The organism is Aeromonas sp. EU05-FHT14A05 (assembly GCF_058791175.1).
Map to the genome: position 1 here is coordinate 433,255 of NZ_JBYTDH010000001.1, position 25,697 is coordinate 458,951.

Below are 25,697 nucleotides of genomic sequence, written 5' to 3' on the forward strand. Positions count from 1 at the left end.
GAGAAACAGATGAACAATATGATTTTGCTGTTGAAACAGCTGGAACGGCAGGGCGTCAAGCTGGCTCTGAACGACAAGGGCCAGCTTATCTCCCAGTCGAGCAAGGAGGCGGTGACGCCGGCCATCGGCGCCACCATCAAGGCCCACAAGGATGAGCTGGTGCGCTGCCTGGCGGCCCGCGCCGCCTTCGAGGCCCCTATCGCCCCCGAGGGGGCCTTGCAGGGGCCGCTCTCCTCGTCCCAGAGCGGGCTCTGGTTTATCGAGCAGTACGAGGAGGCCTCCCACCTCTACAACATGCCGGTCTATTTTCGCGTCAAGGGAGAGCTGGACACGGCGGCGCTGGAGTTTGCCTTCGACCACCTGTTTGCCCGCCACCCCAGCATGCGCACCCGCTTCATCAAGGACGAGGCGGGCAGGGGGGCCCAGGAGATCCTGCCCCACGCCCCCTTCAAGCTGCAGATTGAGGACGTGAGCGCAGAGCCCATTGCCGAGCGGGAGGCCTATGTGGCCCGCCGGGTGCGCGAGGAGATAGGGCGTCCCTTCTCCCTGACCAAAGGGGATCTCAGCCGGGTGCACCTTATTCGGCTGGGCAGCCGCGAGCACGTGCTGCTGATCACCCAGCACCACATCATCTCCGACGGCTGGTCGGTCAAGAACATGTTCGCGGATCTCAAGCGCGCCTTTCTTGCCCATCAGAACCGCGAGCCCCTGCAGGTGAGCGAGCTGCCGCTCACCTACATCGACTATGCCCGCTGGTTCAACTCGGACCGTTTTCTCGATTATCACGCCGAGTTCAAGCCATTCTGGGTCGACCGGCTCGGTGGCAGCCCCGAGGTGCACGGTCTACCGCTCGACAAGCCGCGCCCGGCCCATCAGGCCAGCGGCGGCGAGCTGGTCTTCTCCACCATAGACAACGAGTTGTGGGATAGCTTCAAGCGTCTGTGCCAGCGCCACAGCACCTCCAACTTCATCGGCCTGCACGCCCTGTTTGCCCTGCTGATGGTGCGCCAGAGCGGCGAGAAGGAGGTGGTGATCGGCACCCCGCTCGCCTATCGAGAGCGCCACGAGATCGAGTCCCTGGTGGGCTTTTTCGTCAATACGCTGGTGCTGAGAACCCAGCTGACAGGGCGGCCCAGCTTTGTCGATTATCTGCAGCAGTGCCGGGAGGAGGATCTGGCGGCCTTCGATCACCAGCTCTACCGCTTCGAGGCGCTGGCCGAGGCCATTGGCGCCGATCGCACCACCGCCATCAACCCCATCTTCCAGATCATGCTGGTTTATCAGGCCAAGGTGGACTTCAACGATCTCATCCCTGGCTGCCAGCTGGTGGAGGAGACCTCGCCTGTGCTGCCGGCCAAGACCGACATCTCGGTCAAGGTGACCGAGCTGATGGACTCCGTCAGGGTGGACTGGCTGTTTGCCACCGCATTGTTCGAGCGAGAGACCATCCAGGCTCTTGCCGATCGCCTGCTGCACCTGATGCGCGCCGTGGTGGCGGCCCCCGAGACCGAGATCTGGCAGTTGCCGCTGGAGGCGGGCACCGACCAGGCAGCGCTCGCCGCACAGCTTGCCGAGCTGCCGCGGGATTACCCGAGCCGCGACACCCTGCTCTGTCATATCGAGCGGCGGGCCACGCAGTTGCCGGACGCGCTGGCGGTGAGCGACGGTGCGCAATCTTTGACCTATGGCGAGCTGGAGGTGCGTGCCAACCGGCTGGCCCACTGGCTGCAATCCTGCGGCGTCACCCCAGGTGCCGCCATCGGCATCCAGGCCAGACGCGATGTCGCCTTCGTGGTTGCCCTGCTCGCCTGCTGGAAGGCGGGGGCGGCCTATGTGCCGCTGGACCCTGCCTATCCCGCCGAGCGGCTGGCCCATATCCTGGGCGATGCAGCCATCAGCCTGGTGCTGGGGGGCGTGCCGGATGGGCGCCTTGGCGAGGCGCTGGCGGGCACGACTGCCGCGTATCACGATCTGCACCAGCTTGCGCTGGACAAGATGCCAACCAGCACGCCTGCACTGCCTCGGGACGCCGCCATGCTGGCCCAGATCATCTACACCTCCGGCAGCACCGGCCTGCCCAAGGGGGTCATGGTGGAGCAGGGCAGCCTGGTCAACCTGATGGCGGATCACGGCGAGCGCATCGCCCTTGAGAGCGGTGGGGCCATGTTCAACTGCATGTCCCTCTCGTTCGATGCGGGCAACATGACCAGCTTGCTGCCGCTCTACTGCGGCGCGGCCCTGCACTTCGGCGAGCCGGGCGAGGGGGTGATCGACACCGCGATCGCTTGCGGTGCCAGCCATATGATTTTGCCGACCGCCTTGCTCGCGAACCTGCTGCCACCGACGGATCTCGGCTCCCTCAAGGCCATCGGTTTTGGCGGCGAGGCGTGCCCGAGCAGCCTGGTGGAGCGTTGGGGGGAGCGGGTGGCGCTGTTCAACATGTACGGTCCGACCGAGTGCACCGTCACCGCGCTCTGCGCGCGGCTCACCCCGGGGGTGCCCATCACCATAGGTCGACCGGTCAACCACCTGAAGGCGCTGATCCTGGACGAGGCGGGCAACCTCTGCCCGGTGGGGGTCCCCGGCGAGCTCTGCCTGGCGGGGCTGGGGCTGGCCCGCGGCTATCTCAATCTGCCGGAGCGTACCCAGGAGGCCTTTATCGAGCTGGCGCTGGCGGAACGTACCCATCGCCTCTATCGCACCGGCGATCGGGCCCTCAGGCGCCGCGACGGCAACATCCAGTATCTGGGCCGGATAGACGAGCAGATCAAGCTGCGCGGCTATCGCATCGAGCCGGGGGAGATAGAGACCCAGATTGCCTCGCTGTGTCCGGTCATCCGCCAGATCAAGGTGGTGGTACAGGAGGGTCGCCTGCTGGCGTATGCCTGTCTGCAGGCCGGGGAAAACGAGCCCGACGGCGATGCCCTGCTGCAGCGGGCCGGCGAGTGCCTGCCCGAATACATGGTGCCGGCGCGGCTCTGCTGGCTGCCCGAGATGCCCCTCACCCCCAACGGCAAGCTGGACCTGCGCCGCCTGCCCGCCATCGTCTGGCAGCAGAGCAAGGGCGAGCCGCAAAACGAACTGGAGCAGACCGTGCTCGCCATCTGGCAGGGGGTGCTCAAGCAGCCCCTCGGGGTGGAGGATGACTTCTTCCGTCTGGGGGGGGACTCCATCCTCAGCATCCAGCTCACCACCAGGCTGCGGGATGCGGGGCTGCACTGCAGTGTGAAGGACGTGTTCGAAGCCAAGACGGTGCGCCGCCTCTGCCGCCAGCTCGGCCAGCAGCAGGCGGTCAACCACAGGAGCGAGCAGGGCAGCCTGACCGGCGAGTTCCCGCTCCACCCCATTCAGCACTGGTTCTTCGAGCAGGGCTTTGCCAGGCCAGGTCACTGGAACCAGGGGGTGATACTGCGCCTGCCGGCCGGGGTGGAAGACGAGGCCCTGCACGACTGGCTGGATGCCCTGCGCCAGCACCACGACGCCCTGCGCCTGGCGGTGACCCCGACCGGCCAGCGCTATCTGGCCGAACTGCCATTGCCGCCGCTGCCGACTCTGGATGCCGGCAGCCTGGATGAGGCCGAGCTGCAGGCCCGCCTGACCGAGCTGCAGGGAGATTTCGATCCCGCCAGCGGTCACACCCTGGCCTGGGCCCGCCTGCGCAATTTGACGGTGGACGGGGAGACGGTGGAGGGGCTCTTCCTCGCCTTCCATCATCTGGTGATCGATGCGGTCTCCTGGCGCATTCTGGCCGAGGATCTCGCTCGGGTGAGCAGGGGCGAGCCGCTGCCCGCCAAGGGCAGCAGCTATCGCCAGTGGGGCGAGGGGCTCGCGGCCTACGCCAAACGGGAAGAGGAGCAGATGGACTTCTGGCTGGCTCAGGGGGAGGGCTGCGACTCAGGCTTGCTCTTGGCGCAACGTGCCGCCGATGGCCGCGCCGCCGCCAGCCTGCTGCAACTGAGTCAGGAGACCACGGCTCGTCTTATCGACACCGCCAACCAGGCCTACTTCACCCGGGTGCCCGACCTGCTGCTGGCGGCACTGACCCGTACCCTGAGCGAGCAGGGTTACGGCAGCCGTCATTGCGTGATGCTGGAAGGGCACGGCCGTGAGGCCATCGATGCCGAACTCGATGTGAGCCGTACCCTGGGCTGGTTTACCAGCACCTACCCGCTGGCGTTGGCGGATGCCGGGGCCTGGGATGTGCTGGTCTGCGCCACCAAGGAGCGGCTGCGCGCCGTACCGGACAAGGGGGTGGGCTTCAACGCCCTGCGCCTGCACCATCCTCGCGGGCAAGAACTGCCCCAGGCTCTGGTCGTCTTCAACTACCTGGGGGTCAGCCATCAGGGCGTTGCAAGTCAAGCCTGGCAGCCCCTGCCGCTGGCACCGGGGGCACCCACGTCCCCGGACAACCTGCCGCGGGAGCTCATCAGCCTGCACGGGGGCGTCTATGATGGCCGCCTCACCCTGCGCCAGGTGGGCGCCCTCAACCAGCAAGGGAGCGACTCCCTGATGGCGCGGCTGGCGGACAACCTGACGGCCCTGGTGGAGCACTGCTGCACCCGGGCGGCTCCGCGCCACACCCCGAGCGACTTCCCGGGGCTGGGTCTCTCCCAATCTGCGCTGGACCAGGTGCTAGCCGGGCGCGAGGTGGAGACCCTGCTGCCCATGACCTCCTTGCAGCAGAGCATATTCCATCACAGGGCGCTGGTGCCCGGTGACACGGCCTATCACCTGCAGACCGAGATCGACTATCACCAGCCGCTGGACGTGGCGGTCTACCGTCAGGCCTGGCAGGGGCAGATCGCCCGCTGGCCGGCCCTTCGCAGCGAACTGGTGCTGGCGGACGGGGTCGCGCTGCAGCGCATCATGAAGCGCGCCGAGTTGCCATTCTACTATGAGGACTTGTCTGAAGTGGAACATGCAGAGGCACGGGTCCAGGCCTATCGCGAGCGGGATCTGGCCCGCCCGATCCCGCTCGAGCAGGCACCTCTGCTGCGCCTTGCCTGCTTCAAACTGGCCCCCGATCACCACAAGGTCATTTTCAGCGCCCATCACAGCGTGCTGGATGGCTGGAGCGGCCCCGTATTGCTGGGCGCCCTGCATCGCTGCTATCAAGCCCTGATGAACGGCCTGTTGCCGCAGCGAGATCCGGACACCGCCTGGCTCGAGTTTGGCCGCCATATCGTGAGCCAGACCCGCAGCGCCGACGCCTACTGGCAGGGGCGGGAGGAGCTGCTAACAAAGCCTAACGATCTCGCCTGCCTGTTCGGGGTGACGCTGGACGCTCGCTCAAGCGGGCGCCACACCCAGCAGCGACCGGCGGTGTGCGGCCAGCCCCTGGCACCGGCGCTGTCGCGCCAGCTGGAGAGCCGTGCCCGCGATCTTGGCGTGACAGCGGGCCTGTTGGCTCAATATGCCTGGCATCGCCTGCTGGCGCGCCGCTCTGGCGATGCCGTCACCCTGGTGGGGAACGTGACCCCTGGCCGGGATTTCCCCATCGAGGGGATCACCCAGAGTGTCGGCCTCTATATCAACAGCCTGCCGCTCATCCTGGATTGGCGTACTGAGGCGACCCTGGCCGAGCATATCGCCCGGTTGCAGTCGGATTTGATGGCACTCAATGAGCACGGCACCCAGTCGCTCGCGGCGCTGACGAAAGGGCGGGCGCGTCTGTTCCAGAGCCTGTTCGTGTTCGAAAACTACCCCATGCCGGCGGCCCCTGCCGCCCCCGAGCCCCATCAGCTGGTGCCGTGCTTTGGCGCCGTGGTGGAGAAGGTGGAGCTGCCGCTCTCCCTGGTGGTCAATGCCCGTGGCGGCCAGCTCAACCTGCGCCTCGAGTTCGACGGGGATCAGATCCCCATGGCGAAGGCCGAGGCCGTACTGGCCGACTGGATAAGAGAGCTGGAATGGCTGGCGCAGACGAGTCTGGCGCAATCGGCCAGACCCGAGGCGCCGAGTCTGACGACAGAGGTGGCCGCACGCGCCGCAGGGGCTGAGCCCTGTCCGGCTGACATCCCTGTGGCGGCCCGCTCCCTGGTGGAACTGTGGCAGCGTCATGGCGGCGTGCCAGGGGGCTGGCAGCAGAGCCTGCAGGATCTTGGGGTGGACTCGGTGCAGCAGCTCGCCCTGCTGGCGGCCCTCAATGAGGCCTTTGCCGATGGGCGGGCCCCCCTCACCCTGGGGGATCTCAAGAGATATGGCTCCCCCAGCCGGCTGTTCAACCATTGGCTGGTGCGCCAGCCCGAGGAGGTGCTATGACGATGGCGATAGGCTCAGGCAAGGGGGCGGGCGCCGGGGCCAGGGAGCACTCCCTCGGCTCTCGGTTGGCGGCTTGCCTCGCCGCCACCCCGCTGGCCCCCGCCATCCGTATGGGCGTGGGCATGAGTGTGGAAATGGCAGAGACCCGGGATGGTGCAACCGCAGGGCAGTGGCTTAGCTACGGTGCGCTCAATGGGCGGGTCGAGCACGTCGCCGCCCGCCTGCAGGGGCTGGCGGTGGGAGAGCGGGTCGGCCTCTATCTCTCCCGCAACCCGGATCTGGTGGCCAGCCTGCTGGCCTGCCTGCGGCTCGGCCTCTGCTTCGTGCCGCTCGAACCGGACTTTCCCCTGGAGCGACTGCAGGGGATAGCCCGCCAGGCCAGGCTCTCGGCGGTGATCTGCGATGAGGAGGCGGGGACCCCGGATTTCGGTTGCCCCCTGCGCTCCATCAAGGGGCCGGCCCCCGGCGGGGCTCTCTCCTGGCCCAGGGTGGACGACGCCCTGGCGGCCTACATGATGTTCACCTCGGGCTCCACCGGCGAGCCCAAGGGGGTGGTCATCAGCCGCCGGGCCCTGCTCTGCTTCCTCGACGGGATCCGCGAGCGGCTCGGATTATCACCCAGCTGCCACTGGCTCTTTATCACCACCCCGGCCTTCGACATCTCCTTGCTGGAGATGCTGGGGCCGCTCTGGGGCGGGGGCCGGCTGACGGTGGCGGGGGGCGAGCACAACAAGGATCCGCTGGGGATGCTGGCCCTGCTGGCGGCAGATCCTTCCATCAACGTCCTGCAGGCCACCCCGGCCTGCTGGCGCATGCTGCTCAAGGCCGGCTGGCAGGGGGGCGATACCCTCACCGCCCTGTGCGGCGGCGAGGCGCTGGATATGGGGCTGGCCGAGCAGCTTTGCGCTCGCACCCGGCGGTTGTGGAACTGCTACGGGCCCACCGAGGCCACCGTCTGGTCCCTGGTGAGCGAGGTGCGCTGGCCACCGGCAGGGGGGCAGATCACCATAGGTCACAGCCTGCCGGGCTATCGCCACTGGGTGCTGGACGAGGCGGGGCGGCAGGTGCAGGAAGGGGAGGTCGGTGAGCTCTGCATCGAGAGCCCGGCCCTGTGCGAGGGGTACTGGCGCAAGCCCGCCCTGACGGCGACCGCCTTCCTGCGCCTGGGGAGCCATCGCCTCTATCGCACCGGCGATAGGGTACGACTGCTTGGGGCGGACAGCTTCCTCTATCTGGGGCGGCGGGACGATCAGATCAAACTGCGGGGCTTTCGCATCGAACTCGGGGAGGTGGAGGCGGGGCTGCGCCGTCAACCCGGGGTGCAGGAGGCGGCGGTGCGCCTGGTGGGCGAGGGGGACGAGGCCATGCTGGTGGGTTATGTGGAGGCGAAAAGCGGGGTGACCCTCCATCGCCTGGCCCTGCGCAAGGGGCTGCAGGCCACGCTCCCTCACTACATGGTGCCAGCGCGACTTATCCTGCTGGATGCCCTGCCCAAGACCGGCAGCGGCAAACTGGATAGAAAGGCGCTGCCCTTGCCGGAGTAGCATTGCCCGTTGCTCGCAAGCGTTGATAAACAAAGAAGCCCGCATCAAGCGGGCTTCTTGTTGGCAGTCAACCGAGATGGGGATCAGTGCGCGATGGGGGCCGCGTCCGGCTTGGTGAGCAGCTGCTCGACATCGTCGATCACCTTGAGGGCCGCCTGGGGGCCGCCGGTGGAGGTCCAGAGCGATCCGTCCACGGCGCCGAAGCGCTTGCCCTTGATGGCGCCAAGCTGCTGGAAGGCCGGGGTCTGCTCGGCCTGCTTCATGGCATCCACCGCATCGCCGCTGGTGCTCAGGGTGCCGACCACCAGCCAGTCACCGTCCAGCAGGTTGAGGGATTCGAGGCTCAGCGCCGGGGAGTGGGGGCTCTTGTCGCCGATCTGGTGGGCAGGGCGAGCCAGCCCCATCTCGGTGACCACGCTGCTGGCGAAGGTGCCGCCGTGCATGTAGCTAGGCCCCTTGGGGTTCCAGCGCACTATGCTCACCTGCTCCCCCTGGTGCTTGGCGAGCTTGCTGCGGGCCTCTGCCAGGCGGGCGTCATACCGGGCGAGGAAGGCCTTGGCCTCGGCCTCCTTGTTCATCACATTGGCGCTGCGGTTGAACACGGTCTTCCAGGACTCGCCCCAGTTGCCGGTGACGACTGTGGGGGCTATCTCCTTGAGCAGGGCCAGGAGCTCTGGCTTGGTCTGGCCGGTGAGGATGAGGTCGGGCTCCAGATCGATGAGTTTCTCCAGATTGGGGTTGTCCAGATCCCCGACCACCTGGATCTCCTTGCCCGCCATGTCCAGCAGATAGCGGGGCAGGGTGGACTGGCCGCGGCCGTTGACTGTGCCGACCGGTTGCATCCCCAGGGTCAGGGCGCTGTCGAGATCGAGCTCGCTCAGCACCACGACCCGCCGGGGCGCATCGGGGACAGTGTGGGTCTGGCCGTTGGCATCGAGCACCTGGCGGGTGCCTGCCTGGGCCTGAAAGCCGACCAGACTGGCCAGCATGAGCGCGGCGGCCAGGGGGGAGAAGATCTTCATGGTTACATCCTTAATGGGTGAAATCGGCGGCACGCTTGGCCCATGCAGGGCGGCCCCTGTTGGTCGTGCCTGCCAGTCAGCCTGAAACCGGGGTCCAAATGGGCGGGGTCATGCTACCACAGAAGTGCAAGTGAGAAACATTGTCATTTGTATTTGTGGTGTCTGCCCTGGGGGTTTTGATACCATGAGGCGCCATTGCGAGGAGCCCAGATGCCCCCCTTATCCCCTCTCACCGCCTTCCTTTTGCAACGGGATCACCTGTTGCTGCCGGGAACGCCCCCCTTGACCCTGCATCGCATCTGCTTCGATGCCGCCGCCTTTACCCCCGCCTGCTTCGCGGCCCACGACATGGCGCTGCCCGCCAGCCTGCAGCGTGCGGCCCCCAAGCGGCTGGGGGAGTTTCTGGCGGGGCGCCTCGCGGCCCGCGAGGCCCTGCGTCCCTTTGGCCTTGCGGGATGCAGCGTGGCCATCGGGAGCGCCCGGGAACCCCTCTGGCCTGAAGGGGTGGAGGGGAGCATCAGCCACAGCCAGCTGGCGGGGCAGGGGGTGGCGCTGTGCGGGGTGCGCCCCGCACAGGGGGGGATGGGGCTGGATCTGGAGGCCTGGCTGGGGCCGGAGCAGGGGAGTCAGCTCTGGCCCGGCATAGTCGATGAGGATGAGTGGGGGCGACTGGAGGGCGGGGCCCGCGCGATCGGGCTGGACAGGGCCGGAGGGCTGACCCTGGTGTTTTCCGCCAAGGAGAGCCTGTTCAAGGCGCTCCATCCCAGGGTGGGGCGCTACTTCGACTTTCTCGATGCCCGCTGGCTGGGGATGACGGCCCAGAGCCTCACCCTCGAGCTGAAGGTCCCGCTGACGCCGACCCTGCCGGCCGGCTGGCGCTGCACCCTGCGCTGGCAGCCGCTGCCGGGGGGCGTGCTCACCGCATTGTTGCTATGAGAGTGAGGCTTAGGCCCAGACAAAGAAACCGCCATCAGGCGGTTTCTTGCTATCCGGCTCAGGCCGATTGCGCATGGTCGACGCGCCTGCGGGGCACTATGACGGGGGCACCGTCGCCGGGGGCGTGCAGTATGTCCACGTCGGTCTGGTAGAGCCGATCGATGAGGGACTTGGTCACCACCTCCCGGGCCGGGCCCATGGCCTGGATGCCGCCGTCCCCCAGGGCAATCAGCTCGTCGCAGTAGCGGGCGGCGGTGGCGAGATCATGGATGACGATGAGCACCGTCTTGCCCTCGGCGGCGACCCTGTGGATGGCCTCCATCACCTCGGTCTGGTGGCCTATGTCCAGGGCGCTGGTGGGCTCGTCCAGCAAGATGAGATCCGCATCCTGGGCCAGCACCATGGCGAGCCACACCCGCTGGGCCTGGCCGCCGGAGAGGGAGCTGGCGCTCTGCTGCCAGATGGCATCGAGCTGCATCCGCTCCCTGGCCCAGCCCACCATGCGGGCGTCCTCCTCGCTCCACTGGGTGAACCAGCCCTGATGGGGATGGCGGCCATACTGCACCAGCTGCTCGACCCGGATGCCGGGCGGCACCAGGGGGCGCTGGGGCAGGTAGGCCAGCTCCCGGGCCAGGGCCTTCATGCCATAGCTCCCCAGGGGCTTGCCCTTGAGCAGTATCTCCCCGGACTGGGGCTGCTCCTGGCCCGCCAGCAGTTTGAGCAGGGTGGACTTGCCGCCCCCGTTGGGGCCGACGATGCCCACCAGCTTGCCCTGGGGGATGGAGAGGGAGATCTCCTTGAAGATGGTCTTGTGCTGATAGCCGAAATGGAGTCGATTCACGGTGAGCGTCATCAGGCGGCCCTCGGTCTGTCTTGGAAATGGATGAATGGCATGGTCAGTCCGCCCGTTGTCTGTCTTTGATCAGGATGAACAGCAGCAGCAGGCCGCCGAGAATGCGGGTCATGATGCCGGTGGCCACCTCATGGGGGCTGGCCAGCACCCGCACCAGGGTGTCGCTGGCGAGCAGCATCAGGGCGCCGCACAGGGCCGCAATCCAGAGCGGCACTATGCGATCCCGGGAGAGCCAGGAGGCGAGTATGGGGGCCGCCATGGCGATGAAGACCACGGGGCCGCCGATGGCGGTGCCAAGGGCCGCGACTATGATGGCCTGGGCCAGCACCCCGAGCTGCACCCGGTTCACGTTCACCCCCAGGGTTCTGGCGGTGACGGGGCCGAGACGCAGCACGCCGAGGGCGCGGGAGAGATAGACGATCCAGGGGCAGATGAGCAGGATCAGTATCCCCACCGGCAGCACCGTGCCGTAGCCCTGGCCGACGAAGTTGCCCATGTTCCAGAGATAAAGGCTGGTGAGGTGCACCAGGGACTGGGTAGACATGGCGAACTGGCCGATGGCGTTCATCAGCTCGGAGACGCCGATGCCGATCACCACGAACAGGTAGCCCTGCTCCCCCGGCTTGTTGCACAGGGCATAGAGCACGGCGGCGGCAAACAGGGCGCCAAAGGGGGCGGCCCACCAGGGCCAGCTGCCGAGGGTCAGGTAGAGGGAGAAGATGATGATGGCAAGGGACGCCCCCTCGTTGACCCCTATCATGTCCGGGGTGGCGAGGCGGTTGCGGACCAGGGTCTGCACCAGGCAGCCGGAGAGGCCCATGGCGGCGCCGGCCACCAGCACGGCGACGATGCGCGGCAACCGGATCTTGAACACTGTCACCTGGTCGAGCCGACTCCCCTCTCCAAGCAGTGTCTGGATCACTCCCGGCATGGTGATCTTGCCTGAGCCCAGGGTCAGGGCCAGCAGGGAGAGCAGGGTGAGGGCGAGCACCAGCGCCAGGGTGACGAGCCAGGCGCGGCGCTCCAGCAGCAGGGTGCGGCGGCCGAGGCGCAGGCGCAGGGTGCCGGTGGGGAGTGAGGTCTCGGGCAGGGAGCCCGTCAGGGTGTCATTCATGGGGTTGTTCATGGGAGGGCACCTTATTTGACGGCCAGCAGGGAGCGGAAGCCGCCGCTGCGCACCACCAGGATGAGCACGGGGGCGCCGATCAGCGCCAGAATGACGCCGTTGGGCAGCTCGAACGGCTGCAGCAGCCAGCGCGCCAGTATGTCGGCACCGAGCAGGAACAGCACCCCGAACAGGGCGGAGAAGCGCACCTGGATGGCGAGGCGCACCGGCTCCACCAGGCGGGCGCAGTAGGCGGCCAGGAAACCGACGAAGCCGATGGGCCCGGCGATGGCGATGGCGCAGGCGGTGAACAGGGTGGCGGCCAGCAGCACGCCGATGCGCACCCGGGTCGGCCGGATGCCGAGGGCCTGGGCCTGGTTGTCCCCCATCTGCATCAGGGTGAGCTGACGGCAGAGCGCCAGGGTCAGCAGCAGGGCGGCCAGCGCGAAGGGGGTGACCGTCAGCACGGTCTCCAGGCTGGAGGCGGCAAGGGATCCCAGGTTCCAGAAGCGGAACTGCTCCAGCACCACCCGGTTGGAGAGCAGCAGGAAGTTGGAGAGGCCGCCGAAGGTGGCGGAGAGGGCAACCCCCACCAGGATGAGCTTGAGGGGGTTGGAGCGCCCCACCATGAGGCCGAGGCCGAGCACGATGAGGTTGCCAAGCAGGGCCCCCATGCCGGACCAGAGCAGGTAACCGTAGGCGGATTCGACGCCAAACCAGGTGAGGCCTATCACCAGGGCGAACACGGCGCCGGCGTTGACCCCGAGCAGGCCGGGCTCGGCCAGGGGATTGCGGGTGGCGCTCTGCAGCATGGAGGCGGCGAGCGCGAGACAGACCCCCACCACCAGGGCCGCCAGGGTGCGGGGCAGGCGCAGGGTATTGACTATCATGGCGAGTTTTTCATCGGCCAGGAAGGCGGGATCGCCCATCAGGAAACCGGCGACCTCGCGGCCACCATAGACACCGGCGCCTGTGGCCAGTGACAGAGAAATCAGCAGTAAGAGGAGCAGCACTCCGAGCCAGAACAGCTGTGCTTGGTATCTGAGCACGCAACAACTCCTTTGATACGGGGCAGTAGAAACGCAAAAAGGGAGCCCCGATCTCGGGGCTCCCGCAGGGAGAGCTTACAGCTTGTAATCGACACCGGCGTAGACGGTGCGTCCTTCGAGGATGAAGTCGGCGTCGGTGGCCACCTCGTCACGCTTGGTGTTGGTGAGGTTGGTGATGCCGAGCTTGAAGTCCAGCGCCGGGGTGACGGTCCAGTTGGTGTTCACGTCCAGGGTCTGGTAGTGCTTGGAGGTGAACGCCTGGGAGTTGCGGGCCGGCACCTTGATCACCTGGCTGCCGACATATTGCCAGGCCAGGTTGGCGCTGACGAGCTCGCTCGCCTGCCAGTCCAGGCCGAGGTTGCCGGTGTGATCCGGGGTCTTGGCCAGATCATCCCCTGTACTCCTGTCCTCGGAGTCCAGCAGGGTGAAGTTGCCGGTCAGCTTGACGTTGTCCAGCACGTCGACCCAGCCGGTCAGCTCCAGACCCTTGATACGGGCCTCCTTGACGTTGAGGTAGGTCATGACGGTCGGACGGTAGCCCGGGCCCCACTGATCGCTCTGGATCAGATCCTCGATCTCGTTGTGGAAGCCGGTCACCCCGGCGCCGAAGCGCGCGGCCTCGTAGGCGGTACCCAGCTCGTAGCTGACGGCGGTTTCCGGCTTCAGGTTCGGGTTGCCGATGACCTGGCAGGCGCCGCGGCAGGCGGTGGTGGAGAAGCCTTCGCTGGACTGGGCCAGGGTCGGGGCCTTGAACGCCTTGCCGGCGCCACCCTTGATCACCCACTCGTCGGTCAGGGTGTAGAGGGCGTAGGCGCGCGGGCTGAACTCGGTGCCATAGGTCTCGTGGTGATCCAGACGACCGGAGAGGGTCAGGGCCAGATCGCCGAAGCCGAACTCGTCTTGCAGGTAGACGGCGCTCTGGGTCGCATCCACGCTGCCATTGGCGATGTTGCGGCTGTGCTCCAGCTCGGTCTTGCGCAGCTCGGCGCCTGAGGTGAGCAGGTGATCACCCAGGTAACCGCTGATCTGACCGTCCACCGTGTTGTTGGTCTGGGTGATGTCGGCGGCGCCGCCATTGAGCTGGGAGTCATCCATCAGATCAATCTGCTCGAAGTAGTAACGAGCGCGGCTGTCGAAGTGCTCCCAACGGCCGTTGTGGGTCAGCCCCAGGCTCAGGCGATCCAGGTTCTGCACGTTGTGGGGGGTGGCCGGTGCGGTCGGGGCGCGGGGCACGTTGTTGAAGTAGCTGTCCATGTCGTTCTGGTTGTAACCCAGATCGAAGTCGATGTCCTGGTTGTCCGCTACCAGCCACTTCAGGCTGGTCAGCACGTTGACCACTTCACGCTTCTCCAGGGCATCGGCGTCCGGGTTGTTGGACTGATCGCTCTTCCAGTTGTCGCGCTGATAGCCTTCCACCACCACGCTGCCCAGCAGCTTGTTGTCGATCAGGGCGCCGGAGACATAGGCGCTGGCCTGGTTGGCATCGCCGCCATCACCCTCGGTGGGCATGCTGTGGGTGTAACCGACGGCAGCCTCTGTCTTCTCCTTGGCCTGGCGCAGGATCACGTTGACCACGCCCCCCAGGGCATCGGCCCCGTACAGGGAAGAGACGGGACCACGGATCACCTCGATGCGCTCGATGGCGGCCATGGGGATGGAGCTTAAGTCGAAGTCGTTGCCGTAGGCGCTGCCCAGGGTCTCGCGGGCGTTGACCCGCTTGCCGTTGATCAGCAGCAGGGTGTAGTCACCCCCCATGCCGCGGATCTTGATCTCGTTGCGGCCGGTGGGGTTGGTGGAGACGATGTTGACACCCGGCACGTGCTTGAGGGCATCGCCGATGTTGTTGACGTTCATCTTGTCCAGATCGGCACGGGTCACTACCGAGACGCTGGCCGGGGCGGACAGCTCGGTGTGCTTGGTCTGGGTGGCGGTGACCACCATGGTCTCGTTGGCCTTGACCGACTCTGCCTGGGCCAGGCCCGGTACGGCCAGCAGGCCGAGGGAGAGCAAAATCGGGTTCAAACGAAATACGCCATGCTGCAACTGCATTGTCAAAACTCCATGAATAAACAGAGGTTATGGGGTAGGGCGCGGTGGGCCCAAATGCTCACTGACTTCCTTGTCTGGCAGTACCAGAGGCAGGATTATTGTTATCTCTTGTCCGCTCCAGTCCCCGGATGAGGAACCAGACGCCGGTGCAGGCCAGCAGGCCGCAGCCGATGTTGATCCAGGCCAGGGTGGAGAAACCGTGCAATGCGCCTCCCTCGTCTGAGACCAGGTATCTGGCGGAGATCAGGCTGCCGAGGCCAGCCGCCACATTGGTGACCGTGCCCTGGAAGGACATGAAGGCGGCGCGCTGATGGGGGGCCGGAATGGCGGCGGTGACCGCGAGGGTGGTGCTGGCGCGGGCCGAGCTCAGGGCCATGAAGAGGGTGAACAGCAGGTAGACGGGCAGGCCGACCGGCAGGGCGAAGCCGAGCAGGGTGACCAGGGCCAGCAGCAGGCTGGTGAGCAAGATGGCGCCCTGGGCGCGGCCCTGGTCTATCCAGCCGCCGCACAGGCGCATGGTGGCCATGCTGGCGAGGCCGCCGCACAGATAGAGGGCGGCGATCTGCTGGCGCGGGAAACCGAGGTTGAACTGGAAGTAGTTCGCAAAGTGCGGGATCAGCAGGAAGTGGCCGAACATCTGCAGACAGAGGATGCACAGGGCTCCCTGACAGAGCGGCGAGCCCAGCAACTGGCGCAGCCCCTGGCCCTGCGGGGCGCGGCTGACCGGCAGCGAAGGCAGCATGCGGGCGCAGAGCAGGGCCAGCAGCAGGCCGCTCGCGCCAAACAGCAGGAAGGGGCTCTGCCAGCCGAGCCACTGGGCCAGCACCAGGGCGACGGGCACCACCAGGATGGCGGCAAGTGAAAACGCCATGCCCACGTAGGCGAGGCGGCGTCCACGCTCGGCCGGTGGCACCAGGTCCAGCACGGCGGCCATCAGGATGGCGGCAAGGGGCCCGGCCACGCAGCCGGACAGGATGAAGAGCAGCAGCAGTTGCTGGCTCTCTTGCACCAGGGCACAGGCCATCAGCAGCAGAAAACGCAAGGTGAGCAGCACCAGCAGGGCGGGTTTGCGATTGACCCGATCGAGCCAGGGGGCGGCAAGGAGTCCCATCAGGGCGGCTCCCAGGGTGGCGCCGCCGCTGAAGTAGCCTGTCTGCTCCGGGGCCATGCCGAGGCTGGTCACCAGATCGGGCCCGAGCGGCATCACCATCATCATGCTGCCCATGGAGAGCATGTTGATCAGCAGGGCCAGATGGATGGCAGCAGGGGAGGAGACGACAGATTCTGGCTTCATCAGAGGCTGACTCGAAAAAATGAGTCCGAATTGTATCCGAGGGATATTGTTGTGACAACAAATGATAACCATTTTTATTTGTATTGAGTGGTCTCTCAATGAGTCTTTGGTTTGGGCTCTAAAGCGAGCCGGAAAAGGACCTTCATGATATCGTCCTGTGCCAGGCAGCTTGCCCCTTGCCATTGCAATCGGGGCGCCATGGCCCATGATCGCAAGGAGTGATGAGAGAGACGTCATGAGAGACGGCAAAAGGGACGGCAAGAGAGAGACGGCAAGAGGGAGACGAGGATGAGAGCTTGGTGTTGGGTGCTCGGGTGTTGCGGACTCTGGGCCTTGCCCCTGCAGGCCGAGGTGAAGGTCATCCCGGTGTTTGAGGCCGAGGGGACGGTGCAGACCCTCAAGGAGCTCTACCCCGAGCTTGGGGTCAGTGCCATGGGCAACCAGCTGGTGCTGAGCGGGACGCCCGCCCAGTTGCAGGAGGCCGAGAGGGTGCTGGATAAGCTCAATCAGCCGCCCCAGAGCCTGCTCATCGAGTGGCGGGTGGCGGGGGCGTCCGGCAGTCGACAGGTGGGAATCGGCGTCGGCAATGACAATGCCAAACGGCGCTGGCTGGTGGAAGGGGGCGCCGAGGATTACCAGCGCACCCAGCAGGACAACTGGCAGGTGCGCGGCCTGTCGGGGCGGCCCGTGCTGCTGCAGATGGGCTCCTATCAGCCGGTCACCTTCTATCGCTGGCAGGGAGGCCGGGTGGTGGCCATGATGCCGCTGATGAACGGTCTCTACGCCACCGCCACCCTGATAGGGGACAGGGTACAGATAGCGCTCAGCAGCGAGCAGGCCAGGCTTGAGCGGGGCGACATCAAGACCGGCCAGAGCGCCACCGAGGTGAGCGGCGCCCCGGGTCAGTGGCTGACGGTGGGGGAGCTCTCCACCAGCCAGGAGGATCAGGGAGCCGCGCTATCCAATCCGTCACGGGTCGGGGTGGCGAGCGGCAGCGAACGCCAGACCCTGCAGATCCGGGTCACCCGTCAATGAGGCGGCCGACGGTGGCCATTAATGGGGTTGATCCCGGGTGTAATCCCGCAACTGGCGGCTCTTGAGCAGATACCAGAGCGCCCAGAGGCTGGCGACCAGCACCAGGGCGGTAGGCCAGCTGAACGACCACGCCTGCAGATTGAGGCTGTGCAGCTGCATCACCAGACCGCTCGCGGTGGAGCAGAGCAGCAGACCCCGGCTGTGGCGCCTGAGTCTGGCGCGAATGCCCTGGGTCTGCTGATAGGTGCCGCCACAGGCGAGCAGCGCCAGCATGGCGGGCACGTCCGTCAGCAGGCCGAGATAGAGGCTCATCTTGTCCGGGTAGAAGAGGGTCAGGATGGCGCTGCCGCTCTCCCGGGTGACGCCGGCCATCAGAAACAGCCAGACCGAGCGGGTCAGCAAGAGGGCGATGGGCCAGAACCAGAGTGGCGGGCGCAGCTGGCCATGATCGTCGTAGCGATGTTCGGGGTAGAGGGTCATAAGGCCCGTTCCGGGGTTGAACTATTGATGCAGGGGATATGGGGCGGGGAGCGGCCCTTTGCAAGGCAGGGCAATGAATCGGGGGGCCATGCCCCCCCCATCTCTGTGCAGCTTGTCTGACGCCGGATGGCGTTACAGCCAGCCCTTGCGCTTGAAGAAGAGGCCGGTGCCGAGCGACGACATCACCATCAGCACCAGCGACATCTGATAGCCGTACTCCCAGGCGAGCTCCGGCATGCGGCCGAAGTTCATGCCGTAGATGCTGGCGATAAGCGTCGGCGGCAGGAAGATCACCGCGGCCACCGAGAAGATCTTGATCACCTTGTTCTGCTCCAGATTGGTCACCCCCATGGAGGCCTCCAGCTGGAAGTTGATCTTGTCGAACAGGAACTGGGTGTGGGGCAAGAGGGACTCCACGTCGTGCAGCATCTCGTCGATCCACTTGTTCTGCTCGCCGGTCATACGCTGGCGCAGGCTGCGTTTGAGGAAGCGCAGGGCACGGCGGGTATCGTGCAGGGAGAGACGGATCTGGCCGTTGGCCTCTTCCTGGGCCATCAGCTCCTTGAGCATGGAGTTGATCTGATCCGGCTCGAAGATCTGATCGGCGGTGTTCTCCAGGGTCTTGTAGCCATCCTCGATGAGATCCGAGAGGTACTCCACCTTGAGGTTCTGCACCTCCAGCAGGATGTCGAGGGCGTTCTCCACCTCCAGCCGGTCCTGACGCATGTAGTGACGCAGCAGGCGCACCAGGCCGATGTCATCCTCGCGAATGCTGATCAGCAGGTTGTTGCGCAGGGTAAAGGAGACGTGGACACCCTTGGTGTCGCGGCCGATGCGCTGGGGGAACAGGGAGTGGATGTGCAGACCATCTGTGTCCCAGTAGAAACGGGCGGACGCCTCTATGTCGTCCAGCTCTTCCTTGTCGGGGACCTCTTCCAGAAACAGGCCCGTCAACCATTCTCGCTCCGCCGTATCCGGCTTGTAGGCATCCAGCCAGACGGTGTTGTCGGGGACTATGTCGTCCGGCCCGAGCGTGACTATGTCCAGCACCTTGTTGTTGAGAATGTAGGCGGTGATCATCTGTCCCCCCTTAAGAAGTCATGGGTAATCAGGGATGGTTGCACAGGTTCATGCGGCCTTAGATCGCACAGAAAGCGATCCCATGAAATAGCATAACGAGGCCGATGGACAACCTGAATGCGGCGAACTATACAGGGGCGGGCCCCGCTTGTCAGGGGCTATTCATCGGGGCTTCAGCCTGTTTGCTCAAAAAAACGGCGAGGTCGGAGCAGCTACTGACATCCCGTTACCGCTTCAAAGAATGCGCTGCTCTGCCTCCCCGGGACTGGGCATCTTTGGCGTTTTCAGACTCAGGTCTGGAGCGCACCGGTCAGATATTGGGGGAGTTCGCCCCCGATCCCCCCTGAGGCGGGGTCCAGACGATGTTCTGGGGCTGCACATCCTTGATGTTGCAGGTCCTTGCACCATCACATATTGGGATAGTTCGGGCCGGATCCTCCCTGAGGTGGGGTCCAGACGATGTTCTGGGGCTGCGCATCCTTGATGTCAGGCCTCAGCCCGAACCGCGCCGGTCACATATTGGGATAGTTCGGCCCCGAGCCTCCCTGGGGCGGGGTCCAGACGATGTTCTGGGGCTGCACATCCTTGATGTTGCAGGTCCTTGCCCATCACATATTGGGATAGTTCGGGCCGGATCCTCCCTGGGGCGGTGTCCAGACGATGTTCTGGCTGGGATCCTTGATGTCACAGGTCTTGCAGTGAATGCAGTTGGCCGCGTTGATCTGCAGCCTTGGCCGGGTATCCCCATCCAGGATCTCGAACACCCCGGCCGGGCAGTAACGCTGGGCGGGTTCGGCCCAGGTGGGCAGGTTGACCGCCACCGGGATGCGCTCGTCCTGGAGCCTCAGGTGGCAGGGCTGATCCTCGTCGTGGCTGGTGTTGGCCAGATACACCGAAGAGAGCTTGTCAAAGCTGAGCCGCCCGTCCGGCTTGGGGTAGTCGATGGGCTGGCAACGGCTGGCCAGACGCAGTTGGCGATAGTCCGGCTCCTTGTCCAGCAGGGTAAAAGGAGAGGCGCGGGGGAACAGCCGCTGCTCCAGCCAGTTGAAGGCGCCGCCTAGCCAGGGGCCGAAACGGTGCAGGGCGGCGCCAAAGTTGCGGGCCGCGATCAACTCCCTGGCCAGCCAGCTCTGTTGCAGCGCATCGCTATACTCGGCGAGATCCCGCCCGCCCTCATCGCCGCCGCGCAGGCTCATGGCGACCGTGGCTGCCGCCAGCATGCCGGACTTCATGGCGGTGTGAATGCCCTTGATGCGGGAGAAATCCAGGGTGCCCGCATCGCAGCCGATGAGCAGGCCGCCGGGAAAGTGCATGCGGGGCAGGGAGTGCCAGCCCCCCTTGGTGATGGCCCGGGCGCCGTAGCTGATGCGCTCCCCCCCCTGCAGGGTCTGGGCGATAAGAGGGTGGTGCTTGAGGCGCTGGAACTCGTCGAACGGACTGAGCCAGGGATTCTGGTAGTTGAGATCGACGATAAGGCCGACCGCCACCTGGTTATCTGCCAGATGATAGAGATAGAAGCCCCCCTGACTCTTGCTGCCCCGCTGCTCCCCGAGCGGCCAGCCGCTGCCGTGCAGCACGCGGCCGGGATGGGACTGACCGGCGGGCACCTGCCACAGCTCCTTGAAGCCGATGGCATAGTGCTGCGGTTGGTGCCGGGGCTGGGCGGTTTTTTCCAGCGTGAACAGGGCGCCAAGCTGCTTGCCGAGGTGGCCGCGGGCCCCTTCGGCGAACAGGGTGTAGCGGCCATAGAGTGCCATGCCGGGCACGTGATCCGCCTTGGGATTGCCCTCTTTGTCGAGACCCAGATCCCCCGTCAGCACTCCTCTTATCCTGTTCTCTTCCACTATGAGCTCGCTCGCCGCGAAGCCGGGGTAGATCTCGACCCCGAGCGCCTCGGCCTCCCGGGCGAGCCAGCGGCAGAGGTTGCCGAGGCTGATGATGTGGCAGCCGTCGTTGTGCATGCGCGGCGGCACCGCCCAGCGGGGCAGTTGCAGGGCGCTGGACGCGCTTTGCAGCAGATGGACCTGGTCATCCGTGACCGGTACGCCGAGGGGGGCCTCTTGCCAGCGCGCCGGCAGCAGCTCCTTGAGGGCGACGGGATCGAGCAGGGCGCCGGAGAGCAGATGGGCGCCCACTTCCGCCCCCTTCTCCAGCAGGCAGACCGAGAGATCCGGGGCCTGCTGCTTCAATGCGATGGCGGCGCTGAGGCCAGCCGGGCCGCCACCGACGATGACGACATCAAATTCCATTGCTTCGCGTTCCATCTTGCCTCTGCGCTCGACTTGGCCTAGGGTAGTGCTGGTAGTTTACGTAAACGTAAACCATTTTGTCAGCATAAAAGTGTGAGAGTGCAAAATGGATTCACTCAACCGATACGAGGGATGACCGCCATGAAGCTGCTGGTCGCTGTCAAACGGGTCGTTGATTTCAACGTCAGGATCCGGGTCAAGAGCGATGGCTCCGATGTGGAGCTCGCCAATGTGAAGATGGGCATCAACCCGTTTTGTGAGATCGCGGTGGAGGAGGGGGTGAGGCTGCGCGAAGCCGGGGTGGCCACCGAGCTGGTGGTGGTGACCTTTGGCCCGGAGGCGGCGGCCGAACAGCTGCGCCATGCCCTGGCGCTGGGGGCGGATCGGGCCCGCCATTATGTGACCGATGAGACGCTCACTCCACTCACCGTGGCCCGGGCCCTGCAACAGGTGTGCGAGCAGGAGCAGCCAGATCTGGTGCTGCTCGGCAAGCAGTCCATCGACTCTGACAACAACCAGGTGGGCCAGATGCTCTCGGCCCTGTGCGACTGGCCGCTCGCCACCTTCGCCTCCGCCGTCAGTCTGGTGGAGGGGGAGCTGCAGGTGACCCGCGAGATAGACGGCGGTCTCGAGACCCTCGGCATGGGGCTGCCTGCCGTGGTGACCGTGGATCTGCGCCTCAACGAACCCCGCTTCGCCTCGCTGCCCAACATCATGAAGGCCAAGCGCAAACCGATTGAGAGCGCCCCCTTTGCGGCCCTGGGGGTCGAGCCCGCAGGTCAGACCCGGTTGCTCGGGGTGATGGCGCCAGCCCCCCGACGCGCCGGTGTCAGGGTGGGCTCGGTGGACGAGCTGCTGGACAAGCTCAAGAACGAAGCCAAGGTGATCCCATGAGCGCATTGAGGGTCAAGGCCTATCCCGCGGGCCGGCTGCTTGCTGCCAGCGGGCGCGTTGGCGAAGGGACAGGAAGATCAACGGACGACATCAAGGTGCTGCCATGAGCGTACTCATCATTGCCGAACATCATCAGGGCCAGCTGGCGGACAGCGCCGCCCGTCTGGTCACGGCGGCTAGCCTGCTCGGCGCCGAGGTCCACCTGCTGCTGCTGGGTCAGGGGCTGGCGGAGGCGGGGGAGCAGGCGGCCTCCTTGCAGGGGGTCAACCGGGTGCTGCTGGCCGAGCACCCCATGCTGGCGGAAGGGCTCAATGACGGGCTCGACCGACTGCTGGCCCCCGTGGTGCGGGACTATCAGCACTGCCTGATGGCGGCGAGCAGTCACGGCAAGGATCTGCTGCCGAGGGTGGCGGCCAGGCTGGGGGTGGAGATGATCTCCGAGGTGACGGGCATAGAGGGGCCGGATACCTTCCTGCGCCCCCTCTATGCGGGCAACGCCATTGCCCGGGTGACGAGCACGGCGCCCGTCAAGGTGCTCGGCATACGGGCATCGGCCTTCCCAGGCGTCGAGAGCGGGGGGGCTGGGGCCAGGGTAGAGCACCTTCCCGTCCCCGAGCTGGCGTGCCGGACCCGGCTCATCGAGCGGCTTGCGGTGCGCTCCGCACGGCCCGAGCTCGGCGCGGCGCGGGTGGTGGTCTCAGGCGGGCGGGCGCTCGGCTCCAAGGCGCAGTTTGCCCTGATAGAAGCCCTGGCCGACAAGCTCGGCGGGGCTGTGGGGGCCTCGCGGGCGGCGGTGGACGCAGGCTTCGTGGCCAACGATCTGCAGGTGGGACAGACCGGCAAGGTGGTGGCGCCCGAGCTCTACATCGCCATCGGCATCTCCGGGGCCATCCAGCATCTGGCGGGGATGAAGGAGTCCAAGGTGATCGTCGCCATCAACAAGGACGCCGAGGCCCCCATCTTCCAGGTGGCGGACTACGGCCTGGTGGGGGATCTCTTCACCCTGCTGCCTGAGCTCACCGCCAAGCTGTAAATGTGCCAAAAGGGGGCGCAGAAAGCCGTCTGTGCTGTCTCGCCCCCGTTTCCATGCATGTTCTCTGCAAGCCCTGGCCCGTTCAGGGCTTTTTCCATGGTGTCGGCGTCGGCCAGGTGAGGCAAAAGGTTGCGCTGGATCCCAAAAAGCCTTTGCCCCCACGGGGGCCTGTCGTGTAAAAACATTCAAGTCATCGATCACACTCATCCATTCACGGAAAGCGTCATGAGCAAACAGATTTACAACTTCTGCGCCGGCCCCGCCATGTTGCCGGTTGAAGTCATGGAGCGCGCCCAGCGCGAATTTTGTAATTTCCAGGGGCTGGGAGCCTCGGTCATGGAGCTGTCCCATCGCGGCAAGCCCTATATGGCGGTCGCCGAGAAGGCCGAAGCGGATCTGCGGGATCTGCTGGCGGTGCCGGACAACTACAAGGTGTTGTTCATGCACGGCGGCGGTCGCGGCCAGTTCTCTGCCGTGCCCATGAACCTGCTGGGCGGCGCCAACAAGAAGGCGGATTACCTGCTGAGCGGCGTCTGGGCCCAGAGCGCCGTGGATGAGGCCCAGAAATACGGGGAGATCCAGACCTTCCAGGGGGTGGCGAAGAACGAGCAGGGGATAAGCCACCTGTTGCCGACCCCGGCGTTTCGCGCCGACGCGGCCTATGTGCACTACTGCCCGAACGAAACCATAGATGGCATCGAGATGTTCGACATCCCGGCCACCGGCGATGTCCCCCTGGTGGCGGATCTCTCCTCCACCATCCTCTCCCGTCCCATCGACGTGAGCCGCTTCGGCATCCTCTACGCCGGTGCCCAGAAGAACATAGGCCCCTCTGGGCTGGCCATCGCCATAGTGCGGGACGACCTGCTGAACCAGGCGAGAACCGACGTGCCCTCGATTTTTGATTACCAGCTCACCGCCAAGAACGACTCCATGTTCAACACCCCCCCCACCTACGCCTGGTATCTGGCCGGTCTGGTGTTCGAGTGGCTCAAGGAGCAGGGCGGGCTGGAGGCGATGGAGGCGCGCAACAAGGCGAAGGCCGATTTCCTCTACGGCTACCTCGACGACTCCAGCTTCTACGGCAACAAGGTGGACGCGGCCTGCCGCTCCCGCATGAACGTGCCCTTCCAGCTGAAAAACGAGGCCCTGGACAAGCAGTTCCTGGCGGAGTCGGAAGCGGCCGGTCTGCTGGCGCTCAAGGGGCACCGCATCGTCGGCGGCATGCGCGCCAGCCTCTACAACGCCATGCCGCTGGAAGGGGTCAAGGCCCTGGTGAGCTTCATGGATGGCTTTGCCAAGCGCCACGGCTGAGGCCTGTTCCCCGATAGCGAGGCGCCGGGGACTCCCCGGCGTCTGTTTTTCCAGAAGATCCTGACCGCCAGCCCGGTTGCCCCGGTTTTGTGCCACAGACGGTCTTGCCGCGCGGGGCGCGGGCTGTTAACGTCCGGTCAGGTGATTTACTTGAGATTGTACAGGAAGTCTATGAATTCGTTGCGTTTGGAACCCATTTCTAGCGTGGCCGGGGTGGTCAATCTGCCTGGCTCCAAAAGTGTCTCTAACCGTGCCCTGCTGCTGGCAGCCCTGGCACGAGGCACTACCCGGCTGACCAACCTGCTCGACAGCGATGACATCCGCCACATGCTGGCGGCGCTGACCCAGCTCGGGGTCAAGTACAAGCTCTCCGCCGACAAGACGGAGTGCACAGTGCATGGCCTGGGTCGCAGCTTTGCGGTATCGGCACCGGTCAACCTCTTCCTCGGCAACGCCGGCACCGCCATGCGCCCGCTCTGTGCGGCGCTCTGTCTGGGCTCCGGTGAGTACATGCTGGGGGGCGAGCCGCGCATGGAGGAGCGTCCCATCGGTCATCTGGTGGATGCCCTGCGCGAAGCGGGTGCCCATATCCAGTACCTGAAAAAAGATGGCTATCCGCCCCTGGTGGTGGATGCCAAGGGGCTGTGGGGCGGTGACGTGCACGTCGACGGCTCCGTCTCCAGCCAGTTCCTGACGGCGTTTTTGATGGCGGCCCCCATGGCGGCGGGCGACACCCGCATCCACATCAAGGGGGAGCTGGTCTCCAAGCCCTACATCGACATCACCCTGCACATCATGAAGCAGTTCGGGGTGGTCATCGAGCACGACGACTACAAGGTGTTCTACATCAAGGGCAACCAGACCTATGTCAGCCCCGGTGACTTCCTGGTGGAAGGGGATGCCTCCAGCGCCTCCTACTTCCTCGCGGCGGGTGCCATCAAGGGCAAGGTGCGGGTCACCGGCATCGGCAAGCACAGCATCCAGGGGGACATCCACTTCGCCGACGTGCTGGAGAAGATGGGCGCCCGCATCACCTGGGGTGACGACTTCATCGAGGCCGAGCAGGCCCCCCTGCACGGCGTCGACATGGACATGAACCACATCCCGGATGCGGCCATGACCATAGCCGTGGCGGCGCTGTTTGCGAAGGGGCCCACCGCCATTCGCAACATTTACAACTGGCGGGTGAAGGAGACGGATCGCCTGCACGCCATGGCGACCGAGCTGCGCAAGCTGGGGGTGGACGTGGAGGAGGGGCACGACTTCATCGCCGTCACCCCGCCGGATCAGCTCAAGCACGCGGCCATCGACACCTACAACGATCACCGCATCGCCATGTGCTTCTCCCTGGTGGCGCTCTCCGATACCGCGGTCACCATCAATGATCCGGGTTGTACCTCCAAGACCTTCCCGGACTACTTCACCAAGCTGGCCAGCATCAGCCAGGCCTGAGTCCGTCGGGCCCGCCTTGTGCGGGCCCGTTCGTTTCTGCCTCCCGTCTT

At 65.7% G+C, this 25,697-nt stretch carries 17 protein-coding genes and 2 pseudogenes; 8 read left to right on the forward strand and 11 right to left on the reverse strand.

Annotated features, from left to right (window positions below; genetic code table 11):
* The first annotated feature begins 9 nt into the window (after positions 1-9).
* Together amoG and AC3WR3_RS01890 are read left to right on the forward strand one after the other, a co-directional pair.
* Complete coding sequence (gene amoG, locus AC3WR3_RS01885; protein ID WP_492290996.1) at positions 10-6,258, forward strand: amonabactin biosynthesis non-ribosomal peptide synthetase AmoG; 6,249 nt, start codon at positions 10-12, stop codon at positions 6,256-6,258.
* Positions 6,255-7,802, forward strand: a complete 1,548-nt coding sequence (locus tag AC3WR3_RS01890) for an amino acid adenylation domain-containing protein (RefSeq protein WP_492290997.1) — start codon at positions 6,255-6,257, stop codon at positions 7,800-7,802. Before amoG ends, AC3WR3_RS01890 begins: the two co-directional genes overlap by 4 nt.
* 83 nt (positions 7,803-7,885) lie before the next feature.
* Here AC3WR3_RS01890 and AC3WR3_RS01895 read toward each other — a convergent pair whose 3' ends face one another.
* Positions 7,886-8,824, reverse strand: coding sequence for an ABC transporter substrate-binding protein (locus tag AC3WR3_RS01895; protein WP_492290998.1), 939 nt, complete (start codon positions 8,822-8,824; stop codon positions 7,886-7,888).
* Positions 8,825-9,034: 210 nt separating this feature from the next.
* On the opposite strand from AC3WR3_RS01895, the gene AC3WR3_RS01900 reads away from it, so the two are divergent.
* On the forward strand, positions 9,035-9,760 hold the full coding sequence (locus AC3WR3_RS01900; protein WP_492290999.1) for a 4'-phosphopantetheinyl transferase family protein: 726 nt from the start codon (positions 9,035-9,037) through the stop codon (positions 9,758-9,760).
* A 58-nt stretch (positions 9,761-9,818) separates the two neighbouring features.
* On the opposite strand, the gene AC3WR3_RS01905 is transcribed toward AC3WR3_RS01900, so the two are convergent.
* The 5 genes from AC3WR3_RS01905 to AC3WR3_RS01925 all read right to left on the reverse strand — a co-directional run bounded on the left by AC3WR3_RS01905 (position 9,819) and on the right by AC3WR3_RS01925 (position 16,110).
* The gene (locus tag AC3WR3_RS01905; RefSeq protein ID WP_492291000.1) at positions 9,819-10,613 is read right to left on the reverse strand and encodes an amonabactin ABC transporter ATP-binding protein; all 795 of its coding nucleotides are present in this window, start codon (positions 10,611-10,613) and stop codon (positions 9,819-9,821) included.
* Between the two features lie 43 nt (positions 10,614-10,656).
* Positions 10,657-11,739 carry an amonabactin ABC transporter permease subunit 1 gene (locus tag AC3WR3_RS01910; protein WP_492291001.1) on the reverse strand — a complete coding sequence of 361 codons (1,083 nt, stop codon included), beginning with the start codon at positions 11,737-11,739 and terminating at the stop codon, positions 10,657-10,659.
* A gap of 11 nt (positions 11,740-11,750) precedes the next feature.
* A complete protein-coding gene (locus AC3WR3_RS01915; protein WP_492291002.1) occupies positions 11,751-12,767 on the reverse strand; it encodes an amonabactin ABC transporter permease subunit 2 in 1,017 nt (338 codons plus the stop codon).
* A 75-nt stretch (positions 12,768-12,842) separates the two neighbouring features.
* Positions 12,843-14,816: a siderophore amonabactin TonB-dependent receptor gene (locus AC3WR3_RS01920; RefSeq protein ID WP_043132294.1), complete on the reverse strand. Its 1,974-nt coding sequence runs from the start codon at positions 14,814-14,816 to the stop codon at positions 12,843-12,845.
* A 58-nt stretch (positions 14,817-14,874) separates the two neighbouring features.
* Positions 14,875-16,110 (reverse strand): MFS transporter, encoded by a 1,236-nt coding sequence (locus AC3WR3_RS01925; protein WP_492291003.1) that lies wholly within the window; start codon positions 16,108-16,110, stop codon positions 14,875-14,877.
* Between the two features lie 288 nt (positions 16,111-16,398).
* Here AC3WR3_RS01925 and AC3WR3_RS01930 point away from each other — a divergent pair, with 288 nt between their 5' ends.
* Positions 16,399-17,145, forward strand: coding sequence for a hypothetical protein (locus AC3WR3_RS01930; RefSeq protein ID WP_492291004.1), 747 nt, complete (start codon positions 16,399-16,401; stop codon positions 17,143-17,145).
* Positions 17,146-17,163: 18 nt separating this feature from the next.
* On the opposite strand, the gene AC3WR3_RS01935 is transcribed toward AC3WR3_RS01930, so the two are convergent.
* The 5 genes and pseudogenes from AC3WR3_RS01935 to AC3WR3_RS01955 all read right to left on the reverse strand — a co-directional run bounded on the left by AC3WR3_RS01935 (position 17,164) and on the right by AC3WR3_RS01955 (position 20,969).
* Positions 17,164-17,625: a DUF2919 domain-containing protein gene (locus AC3WR3_RS01935; protein WP_139435305.1), complete on the reverse strand. Its 462-nt coding sequence runs from the start codon at positions 17,623-17,625 to the stop codon at positions 17,164-17,166.
* 132 nt (positions 17,626-17,757) lie between these two features.
* Positions 17,758-18,705 (reverse strand): magnesium/cobalt transporter CorA, encoded by a 948-nt coding sequence (corA, locus tag AC3WR3_RS01940; protein ID WP_005332981.1) that lies wholly within the window; start codon positions 18,703-18,705, stop codon positions 17,758-17,760.
* 407 nt (positions 18,706-19,112) lie between these two features.
* Positions 19,113-19,193, reverse strand: a pseudogene (locus AC3WR3_RS01945) (4Fe-4S dicluster domain-containing protein); the annotation flags it as partial.
* 24 nt (positions 19,194-19,217) lie between these two features.
* Positions 19,218-19,298: pseudogene (locus AC3WR3_RS01950) on the reverse strand (hypothetical protein); the annotation flags it as partial.
* Between the two features lie 15 nt (positions 19,299-19,313).
* Positions 19,314-20,969 carry an electron transfer flavoprotein-ubiquinone oxidoreductase gene (locus tag AC3WR3_RS01955; protein WP_492291005.1) on the reverse strand — a complete coding sequence of 552 codons (1,656 nt, stop codon included), beginning with the start codon at positions 20,967-20,969 and terminating at the stop codon, positions 19,314-19,316.
* Between the two features lie 126 nt (positions 20,970-21,095).
* Between AC3WR3_RS01955 and AC3WR3_RS01960 the strand changes: the two genes are divergently transcribed.
* From AC3WR3_RS01960 to aroA, 4 genes are all read left to right on the forward strand, one after another.
* Positions 21,096-21,848, forward strand: coding sequence for an electron transfer flavoprotein subunit beta/FixA family protein (locus AC3WR3_RS01960; RefSeq protein ID WP_492291006.1), 753 nt, complete (start codon positions 21,096-21,098; stop codon positions 21,846-21,848).
* Between the two features lie 103 nt (positions 21,849-21,951).
* Positions 21,952-22,881, forward strand: coding sequence for an electron transfer flavoprotein subunit alpha/FixB family protein (locus AC3WR3_RS01965; protein WP_492291007.1), 930 nt, complete (start codon positions 21,952-21,954; stop codon positions 22,879-22,881).
* A gap of 225 nt (positions 22,882-23,106) precedes the next feature.
* Positions 23,107-24,195, forward strand: a complete 1,089-nt coding sequence (gene serC, locus AC3WR3_RS01970; RefSeq protein ID WP_492291008.1) for a 3-phosphoserine/phosphohydroxythreonine transaminase — start codon at positions 23,107-23,109, stop codon at positions 24,193-24,195.
* Positions 24,196-24,366: 171 nt separating this feature from the next.
* A complete protein-coding gene (aroA, locus tag AC3WR3_RS01975; RefSeq protein ID WP_492291009.1) occupies positions 24,367-25,647 on the forward strand; it encodes a 3-phosphoshikimate 1-carboxyvinyltransferase in 1,281 nt (426 codons plus the stop codon).
* Positions 25,648-25,697: the final 50 nt, after the last annotated feature.